This window comes from Kosakonia sp. MH5, from assembly GCF_009935945.1.
In the GTDB taxonomy this organism is placed as follows: Bacteria; Pseudomonadota; Gammaproteobacteria; order Enterobacterales; family Enterobacteriaceae; genus Kosakonia; species Kosakonia radicincitans.
Window position 1 is genome coordinate 268,678 of the sequence record NZ_QODH01000008.1, and the last position, 20,436, is coordinate 289,113.

Annotated in this window: 18 protein-coding genes; 9 read left to right on the forward strand and 9 right to left on the reverse strand. The window is 54.2% G+C overall.

The window, feature by feature from the left end:
- Positions 1 to 379: 379 nt before the first annotated feature.
- Positions 380 to 2,425 carry a peptidyl-dipeptidase Dcp gene (gene dcp, locus DK872_RS20620; protein ID WP_161518776.1) on the reverse strand — a complete coding sequence of 682 codons (2,046 nt, stop codon included), beginning with the start codon at positions 2,423 to 2,425 and terminating at the stop codon, positions 380 to 382.
- A 188-nt stretch (positions 2,426 to 2,613) separates the two neighbouring features.
- Here dcp and ydfG point away from each other — a divergent pair, with 188 nt between their 5' ends.
- Entirely contained in the window at positions 2,614 to 3,363 is a 750-nt protein-coding gene (gene ydfG, locus DK872_RS20625) for a bifunctional NADP-dependent 3-hydroxy acid dehydrogenase/3-hydroxypropionate dehydrogenase YdfG (RefSeq protein WP_149288842.1), read from the forward strand.
- Between the two features lie 89 nt (positions 3,364 to 3,452).
- Positions 3,453 to 4,139 carry a GntR family transcriptional regulator gene (locus DK872_RS20630; RefSeq protein WP_007374902.1) on the forward strand — a complete coding sequence of 229 codons (687 nt, stop codon included), beginning with the start codon at positions 3,453 to 3,455 and terminating at the stop codon, positions 4,137 to 4,139.
- A gap of 87 nt (positions 4,140 to 4,226) precedes the next feature.
- Here DK872_RS20630 and DK872_RS20635 read toward each other — a convergent pair whose 3' ends face one another.
- Positions 4,227 to 5,126 (reverse strand): DUF1796 family putative cysteine peptidase, encoded by a 900-nt coding sequence (locus DK872_RS20635; protein WP_354000862.1) that lies wholly within the window; start codon positions 5,124 to 5,126, stop codon positions 4,227 to 4,229.
- Between the two features lie 647 nt (positions 5,127 to 5,773).
- Here DK872_RS20635 and ydfZ point away from each other — a divergent pair.
- A complete protein-coding gene (gene ydfZ, locus DK872_RS20640; protein ID WP_007374899.1) occupies positions 5,774 to 5,977 on the forward strand; it encodes a putative selenium delivery protein YdfZ in 204 nt (67 codons plus the stop codon).
- A gap of 64 nt (positions 5,978 to 6,041) precedes the next feature.
- Here ydfZ and DK872_RS20645 read toward each other — a convergent pair whose 3' ends face one another.
- The 5 genes from DK872_RS20645 to DK872_RS20665 all read right to left on the reverse strand — a co-directional run bounded on the left by DK872_RS20645 (position 6,042) and on the right by DK872_RS20665 (position 11,802).
- Positions 6,042 to 7,505 (reverse strand): mannitol dehydrogenase family protein, encoded by a 1,464-nt coding sequence (locus DK872_RS20645; RefSeq protein WP_149288844.1) that lies wholly within the window; start codon positions 7,503 to 7,505, stop codon positions 6,042 to 6,044.
- 179 nt (positions 7,506 to 7,684) lie between these two features.
- Positions 7,685 to 9,058, reverse strand: coding sequence for an MFS transporter (locus DK872_RS20650; protein WP_035885786.1), 1,374 nt, complete (start codon positions 9,056 to 9,058; stop codon positions 7,685 to 7,687).
- Between the two features lie 56 nt (positions 9,059 to 9,114).
- The gene (locus DK872_RS20655) at positions 9,115 to 10,131 is read right to left on the reverse strand and encodes a Zn-dependent oxidoreductase (RefSeq protein WP_071920742.1); all 1,017 of its coding nucleotides are present in this window, start codon (positions 10,129 to 10,131) and stop codon (positions 9,115 to 9,117) included.
- A gap of 14 nt (positions 10,132 to 10,145) precedes the next feature.
- A complete protein-coding gene (gene manD / locus DK872_RS20660; protein WP_071920741.1) occupies positions 10,146 to 11,360 on the reverse strand; it encodes a D-mannonate dehydratase ManD in 1,215 nt (404 codons plus the stop codon).
- A gap of 115 nt (positions 11,361 to 11,475) precedes the next feature.
- Complete coding sequence (locus DK872_RS20665) at positions 11,476 to 11,802, reverse strand: YnfA family protein (protein WP_007374894.1); 327 nt, start codon at positions 11,800 to 11,802, stop codon at positions 11,476 to 11,478.
- Positions 11,803 to 11,950: 148 nt separating this feature from the next.
- On the opposite strand from DK872_RS20665, the gene DK872_RS20670 reads away from it, so the two are divergent.
- Positions 11,951 to 12,289 carry a DUF1283 family protein gene (locus tag DK872_RS20670; RefSeq protein ID WP_161518777.1) on the forward strand — a complete coding sequence of 113 codons (339 nt, stop codon included), beginning with the start codon at positions 11,951 to 11,953 and terminating at the stop codon, positions 12,287 to 12,289.
- Positions 12,290 to 12,477: 188 nt separating this feature from the next.
- Here DK872_RS20670 and chrA read toward each other — a convergent pair whose 3' ends face one another.
- Positions 12,478 to 13,842: a chromate efflux transporter gene (gene chrA, locus DK872_RS20675; RefSeq protein WP_197685241.1), complete on the reverse strand. Its 1,365-nt coding sequence runs from the start codon at positions 13,840 to 13,842 to the stop codon at positions 12,478 to 12,480.
- A 276-nt stretch (positions 13,843 to 14,118) separates the two neighbouring features.
- Positions 14,119 to 14,829 carry a YnfC family lipoprotein gene (locus tag DK872_RS20680; RefSeq protein WP_202626121.1) on the reverse strand — a complete coding sequence of 237 codons (711 nt, stop codon included), beginning with the start codon at positions 14,827 to 14,829 and terminating at the stop codon, positions 14,119 to 14,121.
- Positions 14,830 to 15,112: 283 nt separating this feature from the next.
- Between DK872_RS20680 and DK872_RS20685 the strand changes: the two genes are divergently transcribed.
- The 5 genes from DK872_RS20685 to dmsD all read left to right on the forward strand — a co-directional run bounded on the left by DK872_RS20685 (position 15,113) and on the right by dmsD (position 20,185).
- On the forward strand, positions 15,113 to 15,394 hold the full coding sequence (locus DK872_RS20685; RefSeq protein ID WP_035885791.1) for a DUF1161 domain-containing protein: 282 nt from the start codon (positions 15,113 to 15,115) through the stop codon (positions 15,392 to 15,394).
- Between the two features lie 152 nt (positions 15,395 to 15,546).
- Positions 15,547 to 17,985, forward strand: a complete 2,439-nt coding sequence (gene ynfE / locus DK872_RS20690) for a selenate/tellurate reductase subunit YnfE (RefSeq protein WP_035885792.1) — start codon at positions 15,547 to 15,549, stop codon at positions 17,983 to 17,985.
- 10 nt (positions 17,986 to 17,995) lie between these two features.
- Positions 17,996 to 18,613 carry a DMSO/selenate family reductase complex B subunit gene (locus DK872_RS20695; protein ID WP_035885793.1) on the forward strand — a complete coding sequence of 206 codons (618 nt, stop codon included), beginning with the start codon at positions 17,996 to 17,998 and terminating at the stop codon, positions 18,611 to 18,613.
- Position 18,614: 1 nt separating this feature from the next.
- Positions 18,615 to 19,472, forward strand: a complete 858-nt coding sequence (locus DK872_RS20700) for a dimethyl sulfoxide reductase anchor subunit family protein (protein ID WP_161518778.1) — start codon at positions 18,615 to 18,617, stop codon at positions 19,470 to 19,472.
- A 101-nt stretch (positions 19,473 to 19,573) separates the two neighbouring features.
- On the forward strand, positions 19,574 to 20,185 hold the full coding sequence (gene dmsD / locus DK872_RS20705) for a Tat proofreading chaperone DmsD (protein WP_071920737.1): 612 nt from the start codon (positions 19,574 to 19,576) through the stop codon (positions 20,183 to 20,185).
- The last annotated feature ends 251 nt before the right edge of the window (positions 20,186 to 20,436 follow it).

A 20,436-nucleotide genomic window follows, 5' to 3' on the forward strand; every position in this document is an offset into this window, starting at 1 on the left:
TGCCACAGAATGTTAACGTTCAAATCAGGTCCTTTAATTTGGCTTAATGAACGACATAACGCCACGGTAGTAAATGTGAGGTAGCCCACACTTTAACAACTGAGTGGTCTAAAAGCGGCAGTTAGCGCAGTGAAAAGAGAGGAAAGTAAAAAGCCAGAGGCCCGATGATGCAGGCCTCTGGCTGAGGAGTTTACGGTGATGCCGGGTGCCTCCCGGTGAGTTCGCGCCAGCCCACGAAACCCGCGATACCCCAAAAAGGTTTGACTGGTTGCCCCTCCGCGCAGGGGGATTCATCACCATCTGTTACGGTATTTCTCACGTGGAAACAGGTCAATAACCCTGCGGGTTATGTAACTTTTTAAAGCATTTCCGCCCGTGATTAATCACTTAACCCGCGATTTTTCAGCATCGGCTCGATCTGCGGATCGTGGCCGCGCCATTGCCGATAAAGTTCACCGAGATCGCTACTGTTGCCGCGCGACAAGATGGCTTCGCGGAATCGTTGCCCATTTTCACGGGTTAAACCGCCCTGCTCCACAAACCACTGATAGCCGTCATCGGCCAGCATCTGCGTCCATAAATAGGCGTAATAGCCAGCCGCATAACCGCCACCAAAAATATGCGCGAAATAGCTGCTGCGATAGCGCGGCGGAACCGCCGCCAGATCGAGCCGCTCCTTGCGAATAGCTTCACGTTCAAACTCATCGACATCATTCACCCCTGCGCCATCGGCCAGCGCATGCCAGTTCATGTCGAGCAGCGCCGCGCTCAGCAGTTCCGTCATGTCGTAACCTTTATTGAACTGGGTGGCTTGCAGCATTTTCTCGCGCAGCGCCTCCGGCATCGGCTCGCCGCTCTGATGATGGCGGGCGTAGTGAGCGAAAACCTGCGGCTGGCTGGCCCAGTGCTCATTGATTTGCGAAGGGAATTCAACGAAATCGCGCGGCGTATTAGTGCCGGAAAGCGTGGCGTAACGCTGGCTGGCAAATAGCCCATGCAGCGTGTGGCCAAACTCATGGAACAACGTAATCACTTCATCCCACGACAGCAGCGCCGCCTGCCCTGCGGCCGGTTTCTGGTAGTTACAAACGTTATAGATCACCGGCTGCGTGCCATTCAGCGTCGATTGTTCAACAAAATTGCCCATCCACGCGCCGCCGCTTTTTGAGTCGCGGGCGTAGTAATCGCCGTAAAACAGCGCCAGACCGCGGTCATCAGCATCGAAAATCTCCCACACGCGCACATCCGGATGATAAACCGGAATATCAAAACGCTCGCTGAACCGAATACCAAACAGCTCGCTCGCTGCCCAGAACACCCCGTCCGTGAGCACAGAGTTCAGGGCGAAATAGGGTTTTATTTGCGATTCATCCAGCGCATATTTCGCCAGACGAACCTGCTCGGCATAGAACGCCCAGTCCCAGGCCTGCGCGGTAAAGCCGCCCTGCTGGGTGTCAATCATCTGCTGAATGTCAGCCAGTTCCCGCTCGGCACGCGCGCGGGCGGCAGGCGCGATATCGCGCATAAATGTCAGTGCAGCCTGCGGCGTACCGGCCATCTGATCGGCGATCTTCCAGCTGGCGAAATCGTTAAAACCCAGCAGTTTCGCCTGCTGCGCGCGAAGCTGCACCAGACGCAGCACTATCGCGCGGGTATCATTGGCATCCCCTCGCTGTGTGCGCAGCCTACTGGCGGTAAACAGATTTTCGCGGGTCTGGCGATCGCGCAGCGCAGCGAGCGCCGGTTGCTGAGTGGTATTGAGCAGAGAGAGCAGCCAGCGGTTTTCCAGCCCTTTCGCCTTCGCCGCTTCGGCGGCCGAGGCGATCTCTTCGGCACTTAAGCCATCGAGTTGATGGACATAATCCACCACCAGCCCGCCCGCTTTATCTGCGGCCAGCAAACGCTGGTTAAACTGGCTGGTCAGCGCCGCCGCTTCGGTATTCAGCGCTTTCAGCGTCGTTTTATCTTCTGCGCTCAGCGTCGCGCCTGCGAGGACAAACTTCTGATACGTCGTTTCGACAAGGCGCAACGATTCTGCATCCAGCCCCAGCGCTTCACGTTGATGCCATACGCTTTCCACGCGGGCAAACAACGCATCATCAAGGTAAATATCGTTTGCCAGTTCCGCCAGCTCCGTGGAAAACGCCTCATCAAGTTGCTGTAAAAAATCGTTGGTATGCGCGGAAGTCATGGCGAAAAAGACGCTGGTCACCTGATTCAGCAGGTGGCCGCTCTGCTCCAGCGCCAGCAGCGTATTGTCAAAATCGGCGGCAGCCGGGTTCGCCGTAATGGCGGCGATCTCCGCGCGCTTTTGCCGTACGCCTTCGTCAAACGCCGGGCGATAGTGTTCATCAGTAATCACATCAAACGGTGGCGCCTGATACGGCAGCGGGCTTGCAGAGAAAAAGGGATTGGTAACCGACATGTTTCGCTCCTGAACACAGTGAATCTTTTCAGAGTAGGCATCCGCTGCGCGCATCGCAATCATTTCTCTCTCTGTTGCCGCACAAGCGTGCGTTTTTTGCCACACTGTAAGGCGGGATAACTTGTGTTACCGCAAACATGCGGTCATGCTAGGGTTCAACACCACAAAAAGCGTTGAGGAACAGTGAGATGATTATTCTGGTTACCGGGGCAACGGCAGGTTTTGGCGAAGGTATCACACGTCGTTTTATTCAGAACGGCCACAAAGTGATCGCCACAGGTCGCCGTCAGGAACGTTTACAGGAGCTGAAAGACGAGCTGGGGGATAACCTCTATATCGCGCAACTGGACGTTCGCAACCGTGCGGCAATTGACGAGTTGATGACTTCCTTGCCAGCACAGTGGCGAGACATTGATGTGCTGGTCAACAATGCCGGTCTGGCGCTGGGCCTTGAGCCCGCTCATAAAGCCAGCGTTGATGACTGGGAAACGATGATCGACACCAACAACAAAGGTCTGGTTTATATGACCCGCGCGGTACTGCCGGGCATGGTGGAACGTAATCGCGGCCATATCATCAATATCGGTTCAACGGCGGGGAGCTGGCCGTATGCAGGTGGCAACGTCTACGGCGCGAGCAAAGCGTTTGTGCGTCAGTTCAGCCTTAACCTGCGTACCGATCTGAGCGGTACGGCAGTGCGGGTGACCAATATTGAGCCAGGTCTGGTCGGCGGTACGGAGTTTTCGAATGTGCGCTTTAAAGGCGATGACGCTAAAGCGGGAAAAACCTACGAGAATACCACTGCGCTGACGCCTGAAGATGTGACCGAAGCGGTCTGGTGGGTGGCGACGTTGCCGAAGCATGTCAACATCAACACCCTGGAGATGATGCCGGTAAGCCAGACGTATGCGGGATTAAGCGTTCACCGTCAGGGTTAAATTTCCCACCCGGCCTGCGGGCCGGGTATGGGATGTACCGTAAATAAATGGTATGGTAGCCGGGTTAACCCTTTAAAAAGTAAGAGCGAATGGCCGCTGAAACGCAACTCAACCCTACACAGCCCGTAAATCAACAAATTTACCGCATTCTACGGCGGGATATTGTGCATTGCCTGATCCCACCGGGTACGCCGTTGTCGGAAAAAGAGGTGTCGGTGCGTTTCGACGTTTCGCGCCAGCCGGTGCGTGAAGCCTTTATTAAGCTGGCGGAAAACGGCCTGATCCAGATCCGCCCGCAGCGCGGCAGTTACGTTAACAAAATTTCCATGACGCAGGTGCGTAATGGCTGCTTCGTGCGCCAGGCTATCGAATGCGCCGTTGCCCGCCGCGCCGCCACGCTGATTGATGACAGTGCCTGCTATCAGCTTGAGCAAAACCTCAACCAGCAGCGCACCGCCATCGAGCGCAAGCAACTGAATGATTTTTTCGAGCTGGATGACAATTTCCACCAGAAGCTGGCGCTGATCGCCGATTGCCAGCTGGCATGGGATACCATCGAAAACATCAAAGCCACCATCGACCGCGTACGCTATATGAGCCTTGACCACGTTTCGCCGCCGGAAATGCTGCTGCGCCAGCACATGGATATCTTTTCCGCACTGGAAAAACGTGACCCTGACGCAGTCGACCACGCCATGAGCCTGCACTTGCAGGAGATCAGTGAATCAGTAAAAACCATTCGCCAGGAAAATCGCGACTGGTTCAGCGAGGATTAACGTCCTCGCCGGTCACAGACACCTGAGGGTGAGCCACCCTCACCGGTAGCTCACCGCTCTCCTTTCAGATACCTCTCGCGTTAGCGTTTAAACCGGCATTCCGGTGTCCGTAGCGACCGGCGCCGGCTCACGGCGGGATTCGCCTTTGCTCAGGTTGTACCGATCAACAGTGTCAAACATCTCGGTAAAAAGCGCGTCATCCTTTCGCGCCCAGAACGTATCCTGATCCTCGCCGCCCCAGATCTCATGAGTATGACAGGCGAACTCCAGTAAGCCGGAGTGATGCGGCGTGAAATCGATACGCTTCTGCGTCTCCTGCGGGACAATATTCTGATAGAAAAGCACAACTTCACACTCGCAGCCTTTCGCGTTGTACAACGACAACAGTTCATTCAGATGAGCTCTTAGCAGTGCAAGATCGGAATCCGCCGTGACGCGGTGATGATAAAGGAAGACAAAATTTTTATTTCCTCGCCAGGCGAGCTGACGCTCAATACGCCGTTTGAATGTCTGCTTATCAGCGGAAATGCTGAGGGGATCGTGATGGGTGAATTCAAATCCCAGCATATGTCTTTCACTGTACTGGCCAACGCAATGCTTATAGTAGGTGGAGCGTACAACAGAGTGGTCGCCATCAGGAAAATGTTGCAGATGCGTTTTGTCCAGTAAATTCTGGTAATTATCTTTTTCCATCTGAAGAATATATTCTATATTAGATCGCCCGGAGGAAAAAATAGAACTGAACGATTTCCTGTTGTGCCGACGAAGGATATCATCAGGCAGGCAATTTTCTCCAAGGGAAATCCAGTACACATCCGAATCACCGCTATGACGATATTTCCATTTCTTGCGCAGATGCGTAATTGTGCGTTTAAGCGACTTAAGATGATTTCTCACCTGTTGCTTGACAACCTCACTTTTCATTATGCCATCCCCATTCCGTATCGTTATAACACCATTAAAATGAAGCGATAAAACATCTCGCATTCATTAAAATTACCATCAAGATCAATGAGTTAAAATAAAACTATCTTATAAAAGACGTTCATACTCTTCGCCTGTTTGTTAATAAACAGACGACATTAAATGAAATAATTTCAATTCGTGATAATTCCAGATATATCTTTATTCTGTTGTCACTTACAGTAAGTTCAGTACAGAATAGCCAGCGATAAATTATGCTGTCGACCTTCATCACTTGCCGACAAAAACCAGGCTTCCCGCACTCTTCTGTCGCTTCATTTTTATTTAAAAACGATCGCCATATTTTATTCAAAAGAAACCCGGCGCAGGATTCCACTGCGCTAAAAATAGAAAAAGCGAAACAGTCTCTAACATATCGTTACAGAGTGTACGCGTTATCGCGCGGCAGGTAATAATCAGGAAAATCTTAAAAGCTTTTTATCATTAATGAATGAAAATAGAAGCGGGGAAATAAACGCGCGGTTTTTACCTATATCCGGTTGATTTAAGGTGTTTGTCATTGCGTGATGCCAAACATTTTTTCAGCAAAAAAGTGTGATGTTGATCAAAAACAAAAACTTGTCATCTCAGAAGCGTATTTATAAGGCGTCCGTAGCGGGGACATCTTCTGCCCCGTTTCGTTTTTTGGATATCAACAAGGAGAAACCACCATGGTGACTTATGATCGTAACCGTAATGCGATTACTACCGGCAGCCGCGTAATGATTAATGGCACGGGCCGTACCGGCAAAATCATTGCGATTCACGCAGCCGGGCTGGACGCCGCACAACTGCGCCGCAGTAAAACGGTAGAAGTGGAAGGTTGTGAAGGTAAATTCGAACCGGTTGAACTGATCCGTCTTGGTCTGCACTAAAATGGTGAAAATGCCCGTATAACGGCAAAAAAGAATGCCGCCCCGGCGGCATTCTTTCGACGATTTACAGCGCAGCGGCGTATTCTGCCACCGTCGCTTTCGCCCCTTTCTCCAGCAGTGAACGATACGCATTCTGTACCTGCGCCACAAAAGCCGCTTCTTTCGGCAGTTCGTTGCCAAAAATCGCTTCGATGCCCAGCAGAGCCTGCACGCGCGCTTCACCTTCCGCGCTTGCGTTAACGGCGCCCTGAATCACCGTCAGCAGCGGATCGCACACTTCGATCGCCTGACCTTGTTCATCAATACCGCCGACGTAGCGCATCCAGCCCGCCACACCCAGCGCCAGCAGTGCAAAGGAATCCTGATGCGCTAAATGCCAACGTACGGAATCGAGCATACGCTGCGGTAATTTCTGGCTACCGTCCATCGCGATCTGCCAGGTACGGTGGCGCAGCGCAGTGTTGCTGTAACGCGCAATCAGCAGATCGGCGTAACGCGCAAGGTCAACGCCCTTCACTTTCAGCGTTGGCGCCTGCTCTTTCAGCATCAGCGCGTGCGCCGCACGGCGATAGTTATCGTCGTCCATGCATTCGTTGATGTGCTGATAACCGGCCAGGTAGCCCAGATAAGCGAGGAAGGAGTGGCTGCCGTTCAGCATACGCAGTTTCATCTCTTCAAACGGCACGACGTCGGCAACCAGTTCGGCGCCCGCTTTTTCCCATGCCGGACGCCCCGCGACAAAGTTATCTTCAATCACCCACTGGCGGAACGGTTCGCAGGCCACACCGGCCGGATCGCGCACGCCGGTAAGCTGTTCGATTTTATCCAGCGTTTCAGCCGTTACCGCCGGAACAATACGGTCCACCATGGTCGACGGGAACGTCACGTTGGCGTCAATCCAGTCTGCCAGCTCCGCATTCACTGCACGGGCATAAGCGCACACCACATTGCGGGTAACGTGGCCGTTTTCCGGCATGTTATCGCAGGACATCACACTGAATGCCGCCAGCCCTGCCGCTTTGCGACGCGCCAGCGCTTCCACCACCACGCCAGCTGCGGATTTCGGCTGCTGCGGGTTTTGCAGGTCGCCAACGATTAACGGATGATCGAGCATCAGTTCGCCAGTCGCCGGTGAGTGGCAATACCCTTTTTCGGTAATGGTCAGCGAGACAATCGTCACCTGCGGCTCGCACATGGCGGCCAGCACAGTTTCCAGGCCATCAACCTGCGCGTGAAGAGCGCGTTTCGCCACACCAACCACCCGCGCTGTCCACGCGTCGGCAGACATTTCCGCCACGGTGTACAAATTATCCTGCTGTTTGAGGTCGGCAATCTGCTGCTCACCGCCAATCAAATTGACTTCGCAATAACCCCAGTCGCTGCCATGCTCTGCAGCCAGAATATCCGCATACACCGACTGATGAGCACGGTGAAACGCGCCAAACCCCAAATGCACAATGCGTGGAACCAGTTTGTTACGATCGTAAGTAGGTAACGTGGCTTTCGCCTTTAATAGCCTGTTTTCCATGGTGGGACTCATCTTATTAAGTGAAACAGTGGTTCAATAGATTACGGGCTGTCGCAAATCAGACGTTGATTTACGACAGCATTTGCGGACTACACTAACTAGAATGGTAACCAAATGTGTCAAAATTCTTTTAAATTACCCCTGGCTCAGCGTTCACTTCCGGTAATCGATAAGGCGTTTCAGATATAGTTACGGTTTCCCACCGGTTGAGTCACAGCACGCGGTTCAGCCGCGTCTTGCAGAATATTCAAATCGCGATCGCGCACTTCCGGCATCAGTACGGCGGAGAGCAAACCAATCAGCGAGTAGGCCACCAGCATGACGACTATCGGCCACCAGGAGCCGGTCATATTGCAGAAGATCCCTGCCAGTACTGGCCCGAATCCGACAGCCACCAGCCCACCTGCCTCTTTCGAAATGGCCATCCGCGTGAAGCGGTTACGGGAGCCAAACATCTCCGCCATGGTGATGTTTTCCAGCGCGAATAACCCGAGCACGGCAACGTTATGAATGACGATGATCGACAGCATAATCACGCCAGGGTTGTAGCTCTTATCGACGATGATCGCCATCATCGGGTACGCGAGAATAATCGCCGAAATACACAGGCAGATATAGGGTAAACGGCGCCCCACTTTGTCGGACAGCCAGCCCAAAAACGGAATGGTAAGAAAGCCAACAATCGAACTGATCATCAGGGCATCGGTCGGAATGCGTTTTTCGAACAGCAGGGTTTGTACCAGGTAACCCGCGAGGAAAGTCTGGATTAACCCGGAGTTACCGGCCTGACCAAAGCGCAAACCGGTCGCCAGCCAGAAAGTTTTGCTGCTGAACATCGCGCCCAGCCCCATTTCCGCACTTTGGCTTTTCGGCGCATGTGCGCCTTCGTGCACCTTCTCAAAGACCGGGCTTTCTTTCAGGTTCAAACGCAACCAGATGGCGAAAATCATCACTACCACACTGGCGATAAACGGCACCCGCCAGCCCCAGGCCAGCAGTGCTTCGCGATCCAGCGCGAAGAACATTACCGCCCAGATCGCCGTTGCGCTCAGCGTGCCGCAGTTGGTCCCCATCGCGACCAGTGAAGAGATAATGCCGCGTTTCCCTTTCGGCGCATATTCCGCCAGCATGGTTCCGGCACCGGATATTTCCGCGCCTGCGCCAAGGCCCTGAATAATACGCAGTGTTACCAGTAGTACCGGGGCAAAAATACCGATCTGCGCATAGGTCGGTAACACGCCAATCAAAGTGGTACAAATACCCATCATCGTGATGGTGATGAACAATACTTTTTTGCGGCCGATACGATCGCCCATTTTACCGAAGATAAACGCGCCGATAATGCGCGCCACATAACCCGCTCCGTAGGTTCCCATCGCGAGGATCAGCGCCATTGCCGCCGATTGCTCCGGGAAGAAGATCTCATGAAAAACCAGCGCCGCACCCAGCGAGTAAAGCTGGAAATCCATAAACTCAAGCGCGGTACCCAGCCAGCCGGAAACCGCGGCTTTCACCAGATCTGAGGTTGTTCTTTCAGCGTTAACTTGCGTCATAATGGCTATCTCGAAAAAGAAGTATGCGTACCGCTCAACCGCATTTTTCGTTGTAATTAATTGAACGTTAATAAGACTTTACAGCAGTGCCGCTGATCTTTTTCAAACAGTTCAATCGCATCGGTGACATGTTGATAGTCAAATTTATGCGTCACTAACTTCGTCGGATCGATCAGGGCGCGAGCCAGCCAGTCGATCACCACCGGGAATTTGCCCGCGTTAAGACGCGAAGAGAAAATAGACAGCTCTTTACCCGTGATGCCCTGCTGGATTATCTGGCTGGGTTCGCTGGAAAATCCCATGATCACAATACGCGCGGCCGGAGAGGCCAGCGCAATCGCCTCCTGGAGAATGGATGGATGACACGCCGCATCAACAATCAGCGTCGGTTTAATGCCCTGCTCTGCCAGCGCTTCCGCCAACGGTTGCTGGCTGTTGTTAATCACCCAGTCCGCGCCATTGCGCTGCGCCATTGCCAGACGCTCTTCAATACGATCGGCAACAATCACCTGCTGTACGTTGTAGACATTTTTCAGCGCCTGCAGCGTGGTTAACCCCATCGGCCCGGCACCATAGATCAGCGCAATGTCTCTCTCCTTTGGTTGCACCAGGCCTGTGACGTTAGCCGCGATGGTAAACGGCTCGATCATTACCGCATTCTCATCCGGGATTGTCGCCGGAACAGCCCACGCGTTACGTGCCGGTACAGTGGCGTATTCGCTAAAACCGCCATCGCGATGCACGCCCAGCACTACCAGTTCGTTGCAGACGTTCGGTTTGCCAACGGAGCACGGATAGCAATGGCCGCAGCTGATCACCGGATCAACAACCACGCGTTCGCCCAGCCTTTCCGCCGATACACCTTCACCGACGGCATCGATCAGACCGTAGAATTCGTGGCCGATGACGCGCGGATATTTGGCGAACGGGTTGTGCCCGCGATAGATGTGGCTGTCGGAGCCGCAGATCCCGGCGATTTTGACCTTAACGCGCACCTCACCGGCTGCGGGTTGCGGCAAAGGGCGTTCAGCGAGCGTTAATTGGTTGGGCTGTTCAATCACCACACTTTTCATTTTGCTTTCCTCTGTTACCAGTTCCACAACGTGCCATCTTCCAGCCGCGCGACCGGCAGATACGCGGGATCGTAGGGGTATTTCGCCGCCAGTTTTTCGTCAAAGCCGATGCCCAGACCGGGTTGATCGCCAGGGTGCATATAGCCTTGCTCAAAGCGCCAACTGTGCGGGAAAACTTCCAGCATCTGTTCGGAGTAACCCATATATTCCTGCACACCAAAGTTGGGCACCCACAGATCAAAATGGAGGGCTGCCGCATGACAAATGGGTGAAAGATCTGACGGGCCGTGCGAGCCAGTACGTACCTGATACAGCGAGGCGAAATCCGCAATGCGCCGCATACCCGTAATGCCACCGGCATGAGTGATCGTGGTGCGGATATAGTCGATCAGCTGTTCTTCAATCAGTTGCTTGCAATCCCAGATACTGTTGAACACTTCGCCAACGGCAATAGGGGTAACGGTGTGTTGGCGGATCAAGCGGAAGCACGCCTGATTTTCAGCCGGGGTGGGATCTTCCATCCAGAACAGGCGAAAAGGTTCGATGCTTTTACCAAAACGCGCGGCTTCAATTGGCGTCAGACGGTGGTGCATGTCATGCAGCAGATGTTCGTCGAAACCAAATTGACTGCGCACGGCGTCAAACAGTTTCGGGGTGAAATCGAGGTATTTTTCCGTCGACCAGAGCTGCTCTTCCGGCCACTGGCCTTTGGTGGCCGGTTCATACGCCTGGCCTTTGCCTTTTGCCATGCCGTAGGTGGTTTTCATTCCCGGCACGCCGCACTGCACGCGGATGGCTTTAAACCCCATCTCTTTATGCCGCGCGTAATCTTCCAGCATCTCATCAATGGTGTGGCCGGTGGTGTGGCAATAAACCATCACCCCTTCACGGGAAGCGCCACCAAGCAACTGGTAGAGCGGCATATTGGCGGCTTTGGCTTTAATATCCCACAGCGCCATATCAATGGCGGAGATAGCCGACATGGTCACCGGACCGCGCCGCCAGTAAGCGCCTTTGTAGAAAAACTGCCAGATATCTTCAATGCGCTGCGCGTCACGGCCAATAAGTTGCGGGCACAAATGATCTTTCAGGTAGGAAGCAACGGAGAGTTCGCGGCCATTCAGCGTGGCGTCACCAAGGCCGATGATCCCCTCTTCGGTGGTGATTTTTAATGTGACAAAGTTGCGCCCCGGGCAGGTAACAAAGACATCAGCGCCAGTGATTTTCATGCGGGTTTCCTTGCATCGACGTAATGTGATGCGGAAAACTTACGCAATCAGGCAACTACCATACAAGTATAATGATCAAGAAATACGCAATCGATCACAAAATATTAACGATTAGTTAAGTACGTCCCCATCCGGCGACAATGATTAACATACCGCATATCGCGACAACGGCACCCAGCCAGTCATAAAGACTCAGCTTCACGCCATCCACCACGCGCAGCCAGATAAGCGCCGTGCAAACATACACTCCGCCGTAAGCCGCATAAACGCGCCCGCTGGCCGCCGGATGCAATGTTAACAGCCAGACAAACAACGCCAACGCCAGTGCCGCAGGCACCAGCAGAAACGGCGTCGCGCCGCGTTTTAACCACAGCCAGGGCAGGAAGCAACCAAGGATTTCACACAGCGCGGTAGCAAAAAAAAGCAGCGTTGTTTTGAGCATTTCTGGCACTATTATTCAGGATTGGTTGAACCATCATACCCGATAATGTTCTGAGAGTGAGCGCCGCCCCAGTATGCTGGCAGCCTGAGATCGCATAGAATAGAGAGATGTGGGCTACCCGTTTCTCCCTCAATTTAAGGATATCGCAATGACAACTACACTTAGCAAACGCCTGTGCCTGACCGCAATGCTGACGCTGGGTGCCATCGTGTACACCACCTCCGCAATGGCAGAAACCAACCGTCTGATTATCGAATCGGGCGACAATGCACAAACCCGTCAATCTGTGGAGATGGAAAAAGAGCAATGGAATGACACCCGTACGCTGCGTCATAAAGTGAACAAACGCGTTGAAAAAGAGTGGGATAAAACCGACGTGGCGTTTGACGCACAGGATAACTGCCAGAAAAGCAGCAACTTTAACGCGTACTGGGAACCCAATACCCAGCGCTGCCTCGATCGTCGTACCGGTCGTCAAATTCAGTAATTTCACCGGGCGCGCACCGCGCCCGCTTTCTGCCTGCAGAAAAACTTAAGTGACGCAGCTATACCGCTCAGCTTCATCCTCCCCTGCGCTTCGCCCACCGCCTGATAACTTTTCGTAGGCCCTACCTGGGGTACGGATGAGGCTCACGCGAAACCGGATATCAGGCAAAACCCTTGCCAGTTCTCATATTATGAAAGAAACAGCAGGTGAAGAGTCAGTCCCGCAACCGCGCAACCGGCGATGACATGCGTTACTTTTGCTTTAAAGCGAAACAGAGCAATTGCCGCAGCCAGCGCAATCAGGGCCGCCGCCCAGTCGAGGTTGCCAGCAAACCCTTTCGGCCATAGCACATGATAACCAAAGAACAGGGCAAGGTTGAGAATGACGCCGACGACGGCCGCTGTTATCGCCGTGAGTGGCGCGGTGAATTTGATATCGTTGTGGGTTGTTTCAATAAAAGGTCCACCGGCAAAAATAAACAAGAAAGAAGGCAGGAAGGTGAACCAGGTAACCAGTATTGCGGCAACCACACCTCCGAGGAAGAAATGATCCGGCCCAAACACGGTATTGGCATATCCGCCGACAAATCCGACAAAGGCGACAACCATAATTAAAGGACCGGGAGTGGTTTCTCCCAACGCCAGACCGTCGATCATCTGGGTAGGGGTTAGCCACTGATAATTAACGACTGCCCCCTGATAAATGTAAGGCAGTACGGCGTAAGCCCCACCAAAAGTGAGAAGCGCCGCTTTGGTAAAGAACCAGCCCATTTGCGTTATGGTATGTTCCGGGCCCAGGGTGAGATAAAGCGTCCCCATAGGGAGCACCCACAAAAGAGCGCCAGCAATCACTATCCACATCAACCGCGACCATTTGAAAACGGCATGTTCCGGTGTCGGGGTATCATCATCAATCATGGCGGAGCCATAAGATTTGTCGGTTCCGGTATGCGCGCCGCCACCTTTGAACCTCTCCGGGGAGAAACGCCCGCCGATGAAACCAATGAGCGCGGCCGACAAGACAATAATCGGGAACGGGATATTTAAAGCAAAGATCGCCACAAAAGCGGCTGCGGCAATGGCCCACTGAGTATTGTTGCGTAACGCTCTGGTACCGATGCGATGCGCCGCCTGTACGACAATCGCGGTGATCGCGGGTTTAATGCCATAAAATAACCCCATGACGACAGGCAGGTCGCCCCAGGCGATATAAATCCAGGAAAGCGCGATTAACACCAACAGTGAAGGCAGAACAAACAATGTGCCAGCCACGATACCGCCCCAGCTACGATGCATCAGCCAGCCAATATACGTTGCCAGCTGCTGCGCTTCAGGCCCTGGTAGGACCATGCAGTAGTTCAATGCGTGCAGAAAACGTTGTTCTGAGATCCAGCGTCGGTTTTCCACCAGTTCCTGATGCATGATGGATATTTGCCCTGCCGGGCCGCCAAAACTGATAAACCCCAGCTTCAGCCAGAATAGAAATGCTTCCCGGAAACTGACGTGATGAGGAGTTTCTGTATCGGCCATAGCGAGCGATGGGCTTTTACTCATGGTGTGCTGATCCCATTTGGTAAGTCATTAACAGGCCGTCAAACAGCATAGATGCTGTCTCCAGCAACTTGTCATCGTCCGTAATGTTCTTCAGTGATACGCTCAACGCCAGCCGCCCCTGGGGGCTGAACTCCGCCAGTATCCAGGTAATCAGATTATTTTGAAATAAAACCAGTGATGATTACGCGCCCCTAAACAACTGTCTCAGGGACTCATTGCCATAACGGTCATGAACCGCCTGCCGCCACCGCGCCGTAAGCGCGGCGGGGAACTGCATCAATAATAGGAGATGGTATTTTTGATGCTGTATTTGTGGGTAACCTGCGGGGAAGCGCTCAGATCGACAACCTCCAGCGTGCAGCTCAACGGATTGTCGTGGCTGTCGTAGTCGCAAGCCTGTTTCACGCTGCCGAGCGGCTTGTCATTCAGCGTGCTGAGCGATGTGTAATCGAGTTTTTTCCGTTTGTCTTTGGAAGGCGTCGAGGCCACTGTCAGATGCTCGTCCTTCGAGGTCGTGGATTTGCCCAGCGGGTAACCTTCCTCATCGTAACGGTATTTCACTTCCATCTCTTTCCCGGTCGCCAGCACGACAAAACCGTTGTCATCGGTGTCCCACGTCACGCCCGCCGCCGGAAACTCAGCTAACTGGCATTTACCCTGCAAGCGCAGCCGCTTCTCTTTTGTTTCCGCGTCGAGGTAATAATTGGCATCCAGCACCAGCGCGACGCCGCTGTTGTTCTCCAGATCGTGCAGTTCCAGCGTATCGAAACAGCCCTCTTTCGACATCGTTCCGTTGACGCGTTTTGTTACTTCGCCCTTCTCATTTAACAGCGTCTGGCTGAACTCTTTCACCGGGCCACGCAACGGATCAAAATCGAATTCATTGGAGAAGCTCGCCATCTCTGGCGTAAACGATACCGGTCCCTTCGCGTCATCACATCCGGCGAGCAGTGCTGCCACAGCGATGAGCAATAGCTGTTTTTTCAATGGGTTCACCACATTTTTCTTCTGGATTGCGCTTATCTTAGCAAAATCTTTACACAGTCGGGCAAACACTTATTTGTCTTACGGCCTAAAACCTGCCAACGAATACACGCTGCCCATCAAATTTAGTAGCCGGAGCGGTCATAAAACGGCGGCGGTTATGTGTGCCGCCGCAGATAACGTTACTGCCGCATCAGCGATCGCATCGTCAGATAATTCAGAGATTTATCCGGCCCTGACGCGGAAACTGCTAAGCTTACTGCGGGCAAAACTGAAGGAGATGAGAATGCAATATTCACGTTGGTTATGTGCATTACTGCTGGCGGGCGCGGTTCCTGCCTTTGCTGCGCCCGATTCATGCGAGCGGGTCAAGGCGGATATCCAGCAGCGCATCATTAATAACGGCGTCCCGGAATCGGGATTCAGCCTGACAATTGTGCCGAATGACCAGGCAGACCAGGCCGGTTCGCAGGTGGTGGGCCACTGTGCGAATGACACCTACAAAATTCTCTACACCCGCAACAGCGGTGCCACCCCGCAGAACGATCAGGGCGCCGGTACGCAATAAAATATAATCCCCCTGAATATTAGGGGGATTATCCCGCAGTTGATCGTGGTTAAAACTTATCCCCCCCAAATGGTTACCATAAACACTTCATTAGCCTGCTTCTAATATGAGCGGTTAATTTCTTTTTATTATAAATAATAATGGAGTGAGCTATGTCCGACATTGAACACCAGGGGGGGATCAGCCGACGAACGTTGGTGAAATCTACTGCGCTGGGATCGCTTGCACTCGCAGCGGGTGCAATCTCCCTTCCTTTCGGCATGCGCTCCGCTGCAGCCGCCGTACAACAAGCCATGCAACCCGCGCCCGATAAAGTCGTCTGGGGCGCCTGCTCGGTAAACTGTGGCAGCCGCTGCGCCCTGCGTTTACATGTGCGCGATGACGAAGTGTACTGGGTGGAAACCGATAATACCGGCGATGATATTTACGGTAACCACCAGGTCCGCGCCTGCCTGCGCGGGCGTTCGATTCGCCGCCGCATCAATCATCCCGATCGTCTTAACTACCCGATGAAGCGCGTGGGCAAACGCGGTGAAGGCAAGTTCGTGCGCATTAGCTGGGACGAAGCTCTCGATACGATTGCCAACAGCCTGAAAGGCGTGGTGCAGAAATACGGTAACGAAGCGGTTTACATTAACTACTCTTCCGGCATCGTCGGCGGCAACATTACCCGCTCTTCACCTTCCGCTTCGGTCATTGCCAGGCTGATGGCGCTATACGGCGGTTTCCTTAAACAGTACGGCACTTACAGCACTGCGCAAATCTCCTGCGCAATGCCTTATACCTACGGCTCCAACGACGGCAACAGCACCTCGGATATTGAAAACACCAAACTGGTGGTGATGTTCGGCAACAACCCGGCGGAAACTCGTATGAGCGGTGGCGGCATCACTTACTTTCTTGAACAGGCACGCGAACGCTCGAATGCGCGGATGATTGTTATCGATCCGCGCTATACCGATACGGCTGCCGGACGTGAAGATGAGTGGGTTCCGATTCGTCCGGGTACCGATGCCGCATTGGTCGCGGGCATGGCCTGGGTATTGATCAGCGAAAACCTCGTCGACCAGCCGTTCCTCGATAAATATTGCATCGGTTATGATGAGAAAACCCTGCCCGCCGATGCGCCTGCCAACAGCCACTACAAAGCGTATATTCTCGGTCAGGGCGATGATGGTATTGCCAAAACGCCGCAGTGGGCGTCGCGTATTACCGGTATTCCGGCCGATAAAATTATTAAGCTGGCGCGGGAAATTGGCAGCGCCAAACCGGCCTATATTTGTCAGGGCTGGGGGCCGCAGCGTCAGGCCAACGGCGAGTTGACTTCGCGTGCCATCGCCATGCTGCCGATCCTCACCGGTAACGTGGGCATTAACGGCGGCAACAGCGGCGCGCGTGAATCCACTTACACTATTACCATCGAACGTATGCCGATGCCGGAAAACCCGGTGAAAACGTCGATCTCCTGCTTTACCTGGACGGATGCCATTGCCCGCGGCCCGGAAATGACCGCCAAACGCGACGGTGTGCGTGGTAAAGATAAACTCGATGTGCCGATCAAATTCATCTGGAACTACGCCGGTAACACCATCACCAACCAGCACGGCGATATCAACCGGACTCACGACATCCTGCAGGACGACAGCAAATGCGAAATGATTGTGGTCATTGAGAATTTTATGACCTCTTCGGCAATGTATGCCGACATTCTGCTGCCGGATCTGATGACCGTTGAACAGGAAGACATTATTCCGAACGACTACGCAGGGAATATGGGCTATCTGATCTTCCTGCAGCCGGTCACCGCGCCGAAATTCGAGCGCAAACCGATCTACTGGATTACCAGCGAAATCGCCCGTCGTCTGGGGCCGGATATCTACCAGAAGTTCACCGAAGGCCGCACCCAGCAAGAGTGGCTGAAGTATCTGTACGCCAAAATGGTCGCCAAAGATCCGCAGTTGCCTTCCTATGAAGAGCTCAAAGCGATGGGGATTTATAAGCGCAAAGATCCGAACGGACACTTTGTCGCCTATAAAAAATTCCGCGATGATCCGGTTGCTAACCCGCTGAAAACGCCCTCTGGAAAAATTGAAATCTACTCCAGTCAACTGGCGAAAATCGCCAACAGCTGGGAGCTGGAGAAAGACGAAGTCATCAGTCCGCTGCCGGTTTACGCCTCAACCTTTGAAGGCTGGGACGATCCGGCGCGGGAAAAATTCCCGTTGCAACTGTTCGGGTTCCACTACAAAGCCCGCACGCACTCCAGCTACGGCAACATCGATGTGCTGAAAGAGTCCTGCCGCCAGGAAGTGTGGATCAACCCTATTGATGCCGAGCGTCGTGGTATCAAGCATGGCGACATGGTGCGCGTCTTTAATGAGCGCGGCGAAGTGCGCATTGCGGCGAAAGTAACACCGCGCATCATGCCGGGCGTCAGCGCCATGGGCCAGGGCGCCTGGCACCAGGCCAACATGGAAGGAGACCGTGTCGATCATGGTGGCTGCGTGAATACGCTAACCACCCACCGCCCGTCGCCGCTGGCGAAAGGCAATCCGCAGCACACCAACCTGGTCGACATTCAGAAGGTTTGAGGAGTAACCGATGACAACTCAGTATGGATTTTTTATTGACTCCAGCCGTTGCACCGGTTGCAAAACCTGCGAGCTGGCCTGTAAGGATTACAAAGACTTAACCCCGGACGTCAGCTTCCGCCGCGTGTATGAATACGCTGGCGGCAACTGGCAGGAAGATAACGGTATCTGGCACCAGAACGTCTTTGCCTACTACCTTTCGATCTCCTGCAACCATTGTGAAGATCCGGCCTGCACCAAGGTGTGCCCAAGCGGCGCGATGCATAAGCGTGAAGATGGTTTTGTGGTGGTGGACGAAGATGTCTGCATCGGCTGCCGCTACTGCCATATGGCCTGCCCCTACGGCGCGCCGCAATACAACGCCGCGAAGGGACACATGACCAAGTGCGACGGCTGCCACGATCGCGTCGCCGAGGGGAAAAAGCCCATCTGCGTCGAATCCTGCCCGCTGCGCGCGCTGGATTTCGGCCCAATCGAGGAACTGCGTAAACAGCACGGTTCGCTTGCTGCCATCGCCCCCTTCCCGGCTGCGCATTTTACCCGGCCGAATATCGTGATCAAACCTAACGCCAATAGCCGCCCGACGGGTGATACCACCGGCTATCTGGCCAATCCGCAGGAGGTATGAAATGGGAAACGGATGGCATGAGTGGCCGCTGGTACTGTTCACGGTACTGGGCCAGTGTGTGGCTGGCGGCCTGATTGTAAGCGGTATCGTCTGGATGAACGCCAACGACGATCGTATCGGGCAAGTGCGCATTGTACGCAGCCAGCTTCTCCTCTGGGTGCTGATGGGCGTGGGTTTTATCGCCTCGATGATGCACCTCGGCTCGCCGCTGCGCGCCTTTAACTCGCTAAACCGCGTCGGTGCGTCGGCGCTCAGTAATGAAATCGCCGCCGGTTCTCTGTTCTTCGCCGTCGGTGGTTTCTGGTGGCTGGTAAGCTGGCTGGGGAAAATGCCCGCCACCTTAAGCCGCATCTGGCTGGCGGTCAGCATGTTGCTTGGCGTGCTGTTTGTCTGGGCCATGACGCGGGTCTATCAAATCGACACCGTGCCGACCTGGCATAACGGCTACACCACGGCAGCATTTTTTCTGACCATGCTGATGGGCGGCCCGCTGCTGGCCGTACTGCTGCTGCGTCTGGCGGGTATTCGTTTTCGCGCCTCGCGCTTCGCCGCGCTTAGCGTTGCGGCGTTTATCGCCAGCATTGCCGTAGTGATGCTGCAAAGCCAGCAATTGGGCGAGATCCACAGTTCCGTCCAGCAGGCGATCGCGCTGGTACCGGATTACGCTATGCTGCAGGTGGCGCGCCTGCTGCTGGTTGCGCTCGGTCTGGGCTGCTGGATCTGTCCGCTGGTGATGCGTAAACAGCCGCAGGTGCTTAGCCTGCTGCTTGGCATCGCGCTGGTCGCCGCCGGGGAAGTAATCGGGCGTGGTCTGTTCTATGGGCTGCATATGACCGTGGGCGTCGCCGTTGCCGGTTGATGATGTGCGCCGGATGGCCGTGCCTGATTCGGCCTGCGTGTTCCGCATGATGCGCAGGCCGGATAAACACCGCGCCATCCGGCAATTTTTCAGGATCAAACATGACTGACCTAACCGGTGAAAATTTTGTCGTGACCGCCCGCGTTCTGGGCGCGCTGTTTTACTACCCGCCGCAGAGCGAGCAGTGCCAGCCGCTGATTGCCGCGTTCACACAGGGAGACTGGGCGAAACAGTGGCCGCTCCCGCAAACCGACCTTGCGCCGCTGGTGGCTGAGTTCGCCGCGCCCTGTGACGAACCGCTGTCTGCAGCCTGGCAGCGCCTGTTTATTGGCCCGTGGGCGCTGCCTGCGCCGCCGTGGGGTTCCGTATGGCTGGATAAAGAATCGGTGCTGTTTGGCGATTCCACGCTGGCGCTGCGCCAGTGGATGCGGGAAAACAATATCGCCTTCGACAGCCGGCAAAATGAGCCGGAGGATCACTTCGGCGCACTGCTGTTACTGGCGGCGTGGCTGGCTGAAGAGGGAAATAGCGACGCCTGCGAGCGGCTGCTGGCCTGGCATCTGCTGCCGTGGGCCGGGCGTTTCCTGACGGTCTTTACCAACGAAGCGCAGCATCCTTTCTGGTGCTCAGTTGGAAAACTGGCGCAGCTGACGTTGGCCAGCTGGCAATCGCGCTTGCTGATCCCGGTCGCACAAAAACCCTTGTTTCGTTAATCCCGACCCGGCGTAACTGCCGGGATTTCCACGCTTTGTCATCATATATATGTGACATTGTCACTTTAAGCCGGTGCTTTTAAGACAATTCTTTACTTCCGGTTCGCAACCGTTATCTCATCAGGTCTGGCGTCTCTTTCCGGCATCATCCCGGCGCAAAGTAAATTTCCCCGTCACTGGAATCCTTCCCAGGCGCTTGCTATAGGTCAAGTCACCCTGCCGAACATGGCATAACAACACGCAACGCCCGT

Bases quoted from the DNA above. Each gene is read 5' to 3' on its own strand.
- dcp (WP_161518776.1), bottom strand. From the start codon at position 2,425: ATGTCGGTTACCAATCCCTTTTTCTCTGCAAGCCCGCTGCCGTATCAG.
- ydfG (WP_149288842.1), top strand. From the start codon at position 2,614: ATGATTATTCTGGTTACCGGGGCAACGGCAGGTTTTGGCGAAGGTATC.
- DK872_RS20630 (WP_007374902.1), top strand. From the start codon at position 3,453: ATGGCCGCTGAAACGCAACTCAACCCTACACAGCCCGTAAATCAACAA.
- DK872_RS20635 (WP_354000862.1), bottom strand. From the start codon at position 5,126: ATGCGAGATGTTTTATCGCTTCATTTTAATGGTGTTATAACGATACGG.
- ydfZ (WP_007374899.1), top strand. From the start codon at position 5,774: ATGGTGACTTATGATCGTAACCGTAATGCGATTACTACCGGCAGCCGC.
- DK872_RS20645 (WP_149288844.1), bottom strand. From the start codon at position 7,505: ATGGAAAACAGGCTATTAAAGGCGAAAGCCACGTTACCTACTTACGAT.
- DK872_RS20650 (WP_035885786.1), bottom strand. From the start codon at position 9,058: ATGACGCAAGTTAACGCTGAAAGAACAACCTCAGATCTGGTGAAAGCC.
- DK872_RS20655 (WP_071920742.1), bottom strand. From the start codon at position 10,131: ATGAAAAGTGTGGTGATTGAACAGCCCAACCAATTAACGCTCGCTGAA.
- manD (WP_071920741.1), bottom strand. From the start codon at position 11,360: ATGAAAATCACTGGCGCTGATGTCTTTGTTACCTGCCCGGGGCGCAAC.
- DK872_RS20665 (WP_007374894.1), bottom strand. From the start codon at position 11,802: ATGCTCAAAACAACGCTGCTTTTTTTTGCTACCGCGCTGTGTGAAATC.
- DK872_RS20670 (WP_161518777.1), top strand. From the start codon at position 11,951: ATGACAACTACACTTAGCAAACGCCTGTGCCTGACCGCAATGCTGACG.
- chrA (WP_197685241.1), bottom strand. From the start codon at position 13,842: ATGAGTAAAAGCCCATCGCTCGCTATGGCCGATACAGAAACTCCTCAT.
- DK872_RS20685 (WP_035885791.1), top strand. From the start codon at position 15,113: ATGCAATATTCACGTTGGTTATGTGCATTACTGCTGGCGGGCGCGGTT.
- ynfE (WP_035885792.1), top strand. From the start codon at position 15,547: ATGTCCGACATTGAACACCAGGGGGGGATCAGCCGACGAACGTTGGTG.
- DK872_RS20695 (WP_035885793.1), top strand. From the start codon at position 17,996: ATGACAACTCAGTATGGATTTTTTATTGACTCCAGCCGTTGCACCGGT.
- DK872_RS20700 (WP_161518778.1), top strand. From the start codon at position 18,615: ATGGGAAACGGATGGCATGAGTGGCCGCTGGTACTGTTCACGGTACTG.
- dmsD (WP_071920737.1), top strand. From the start codon at position 19,574: ATGACTGACCTAACCGGTGAAAATTTTGTCGTGACCGCCCGCGTTCTG.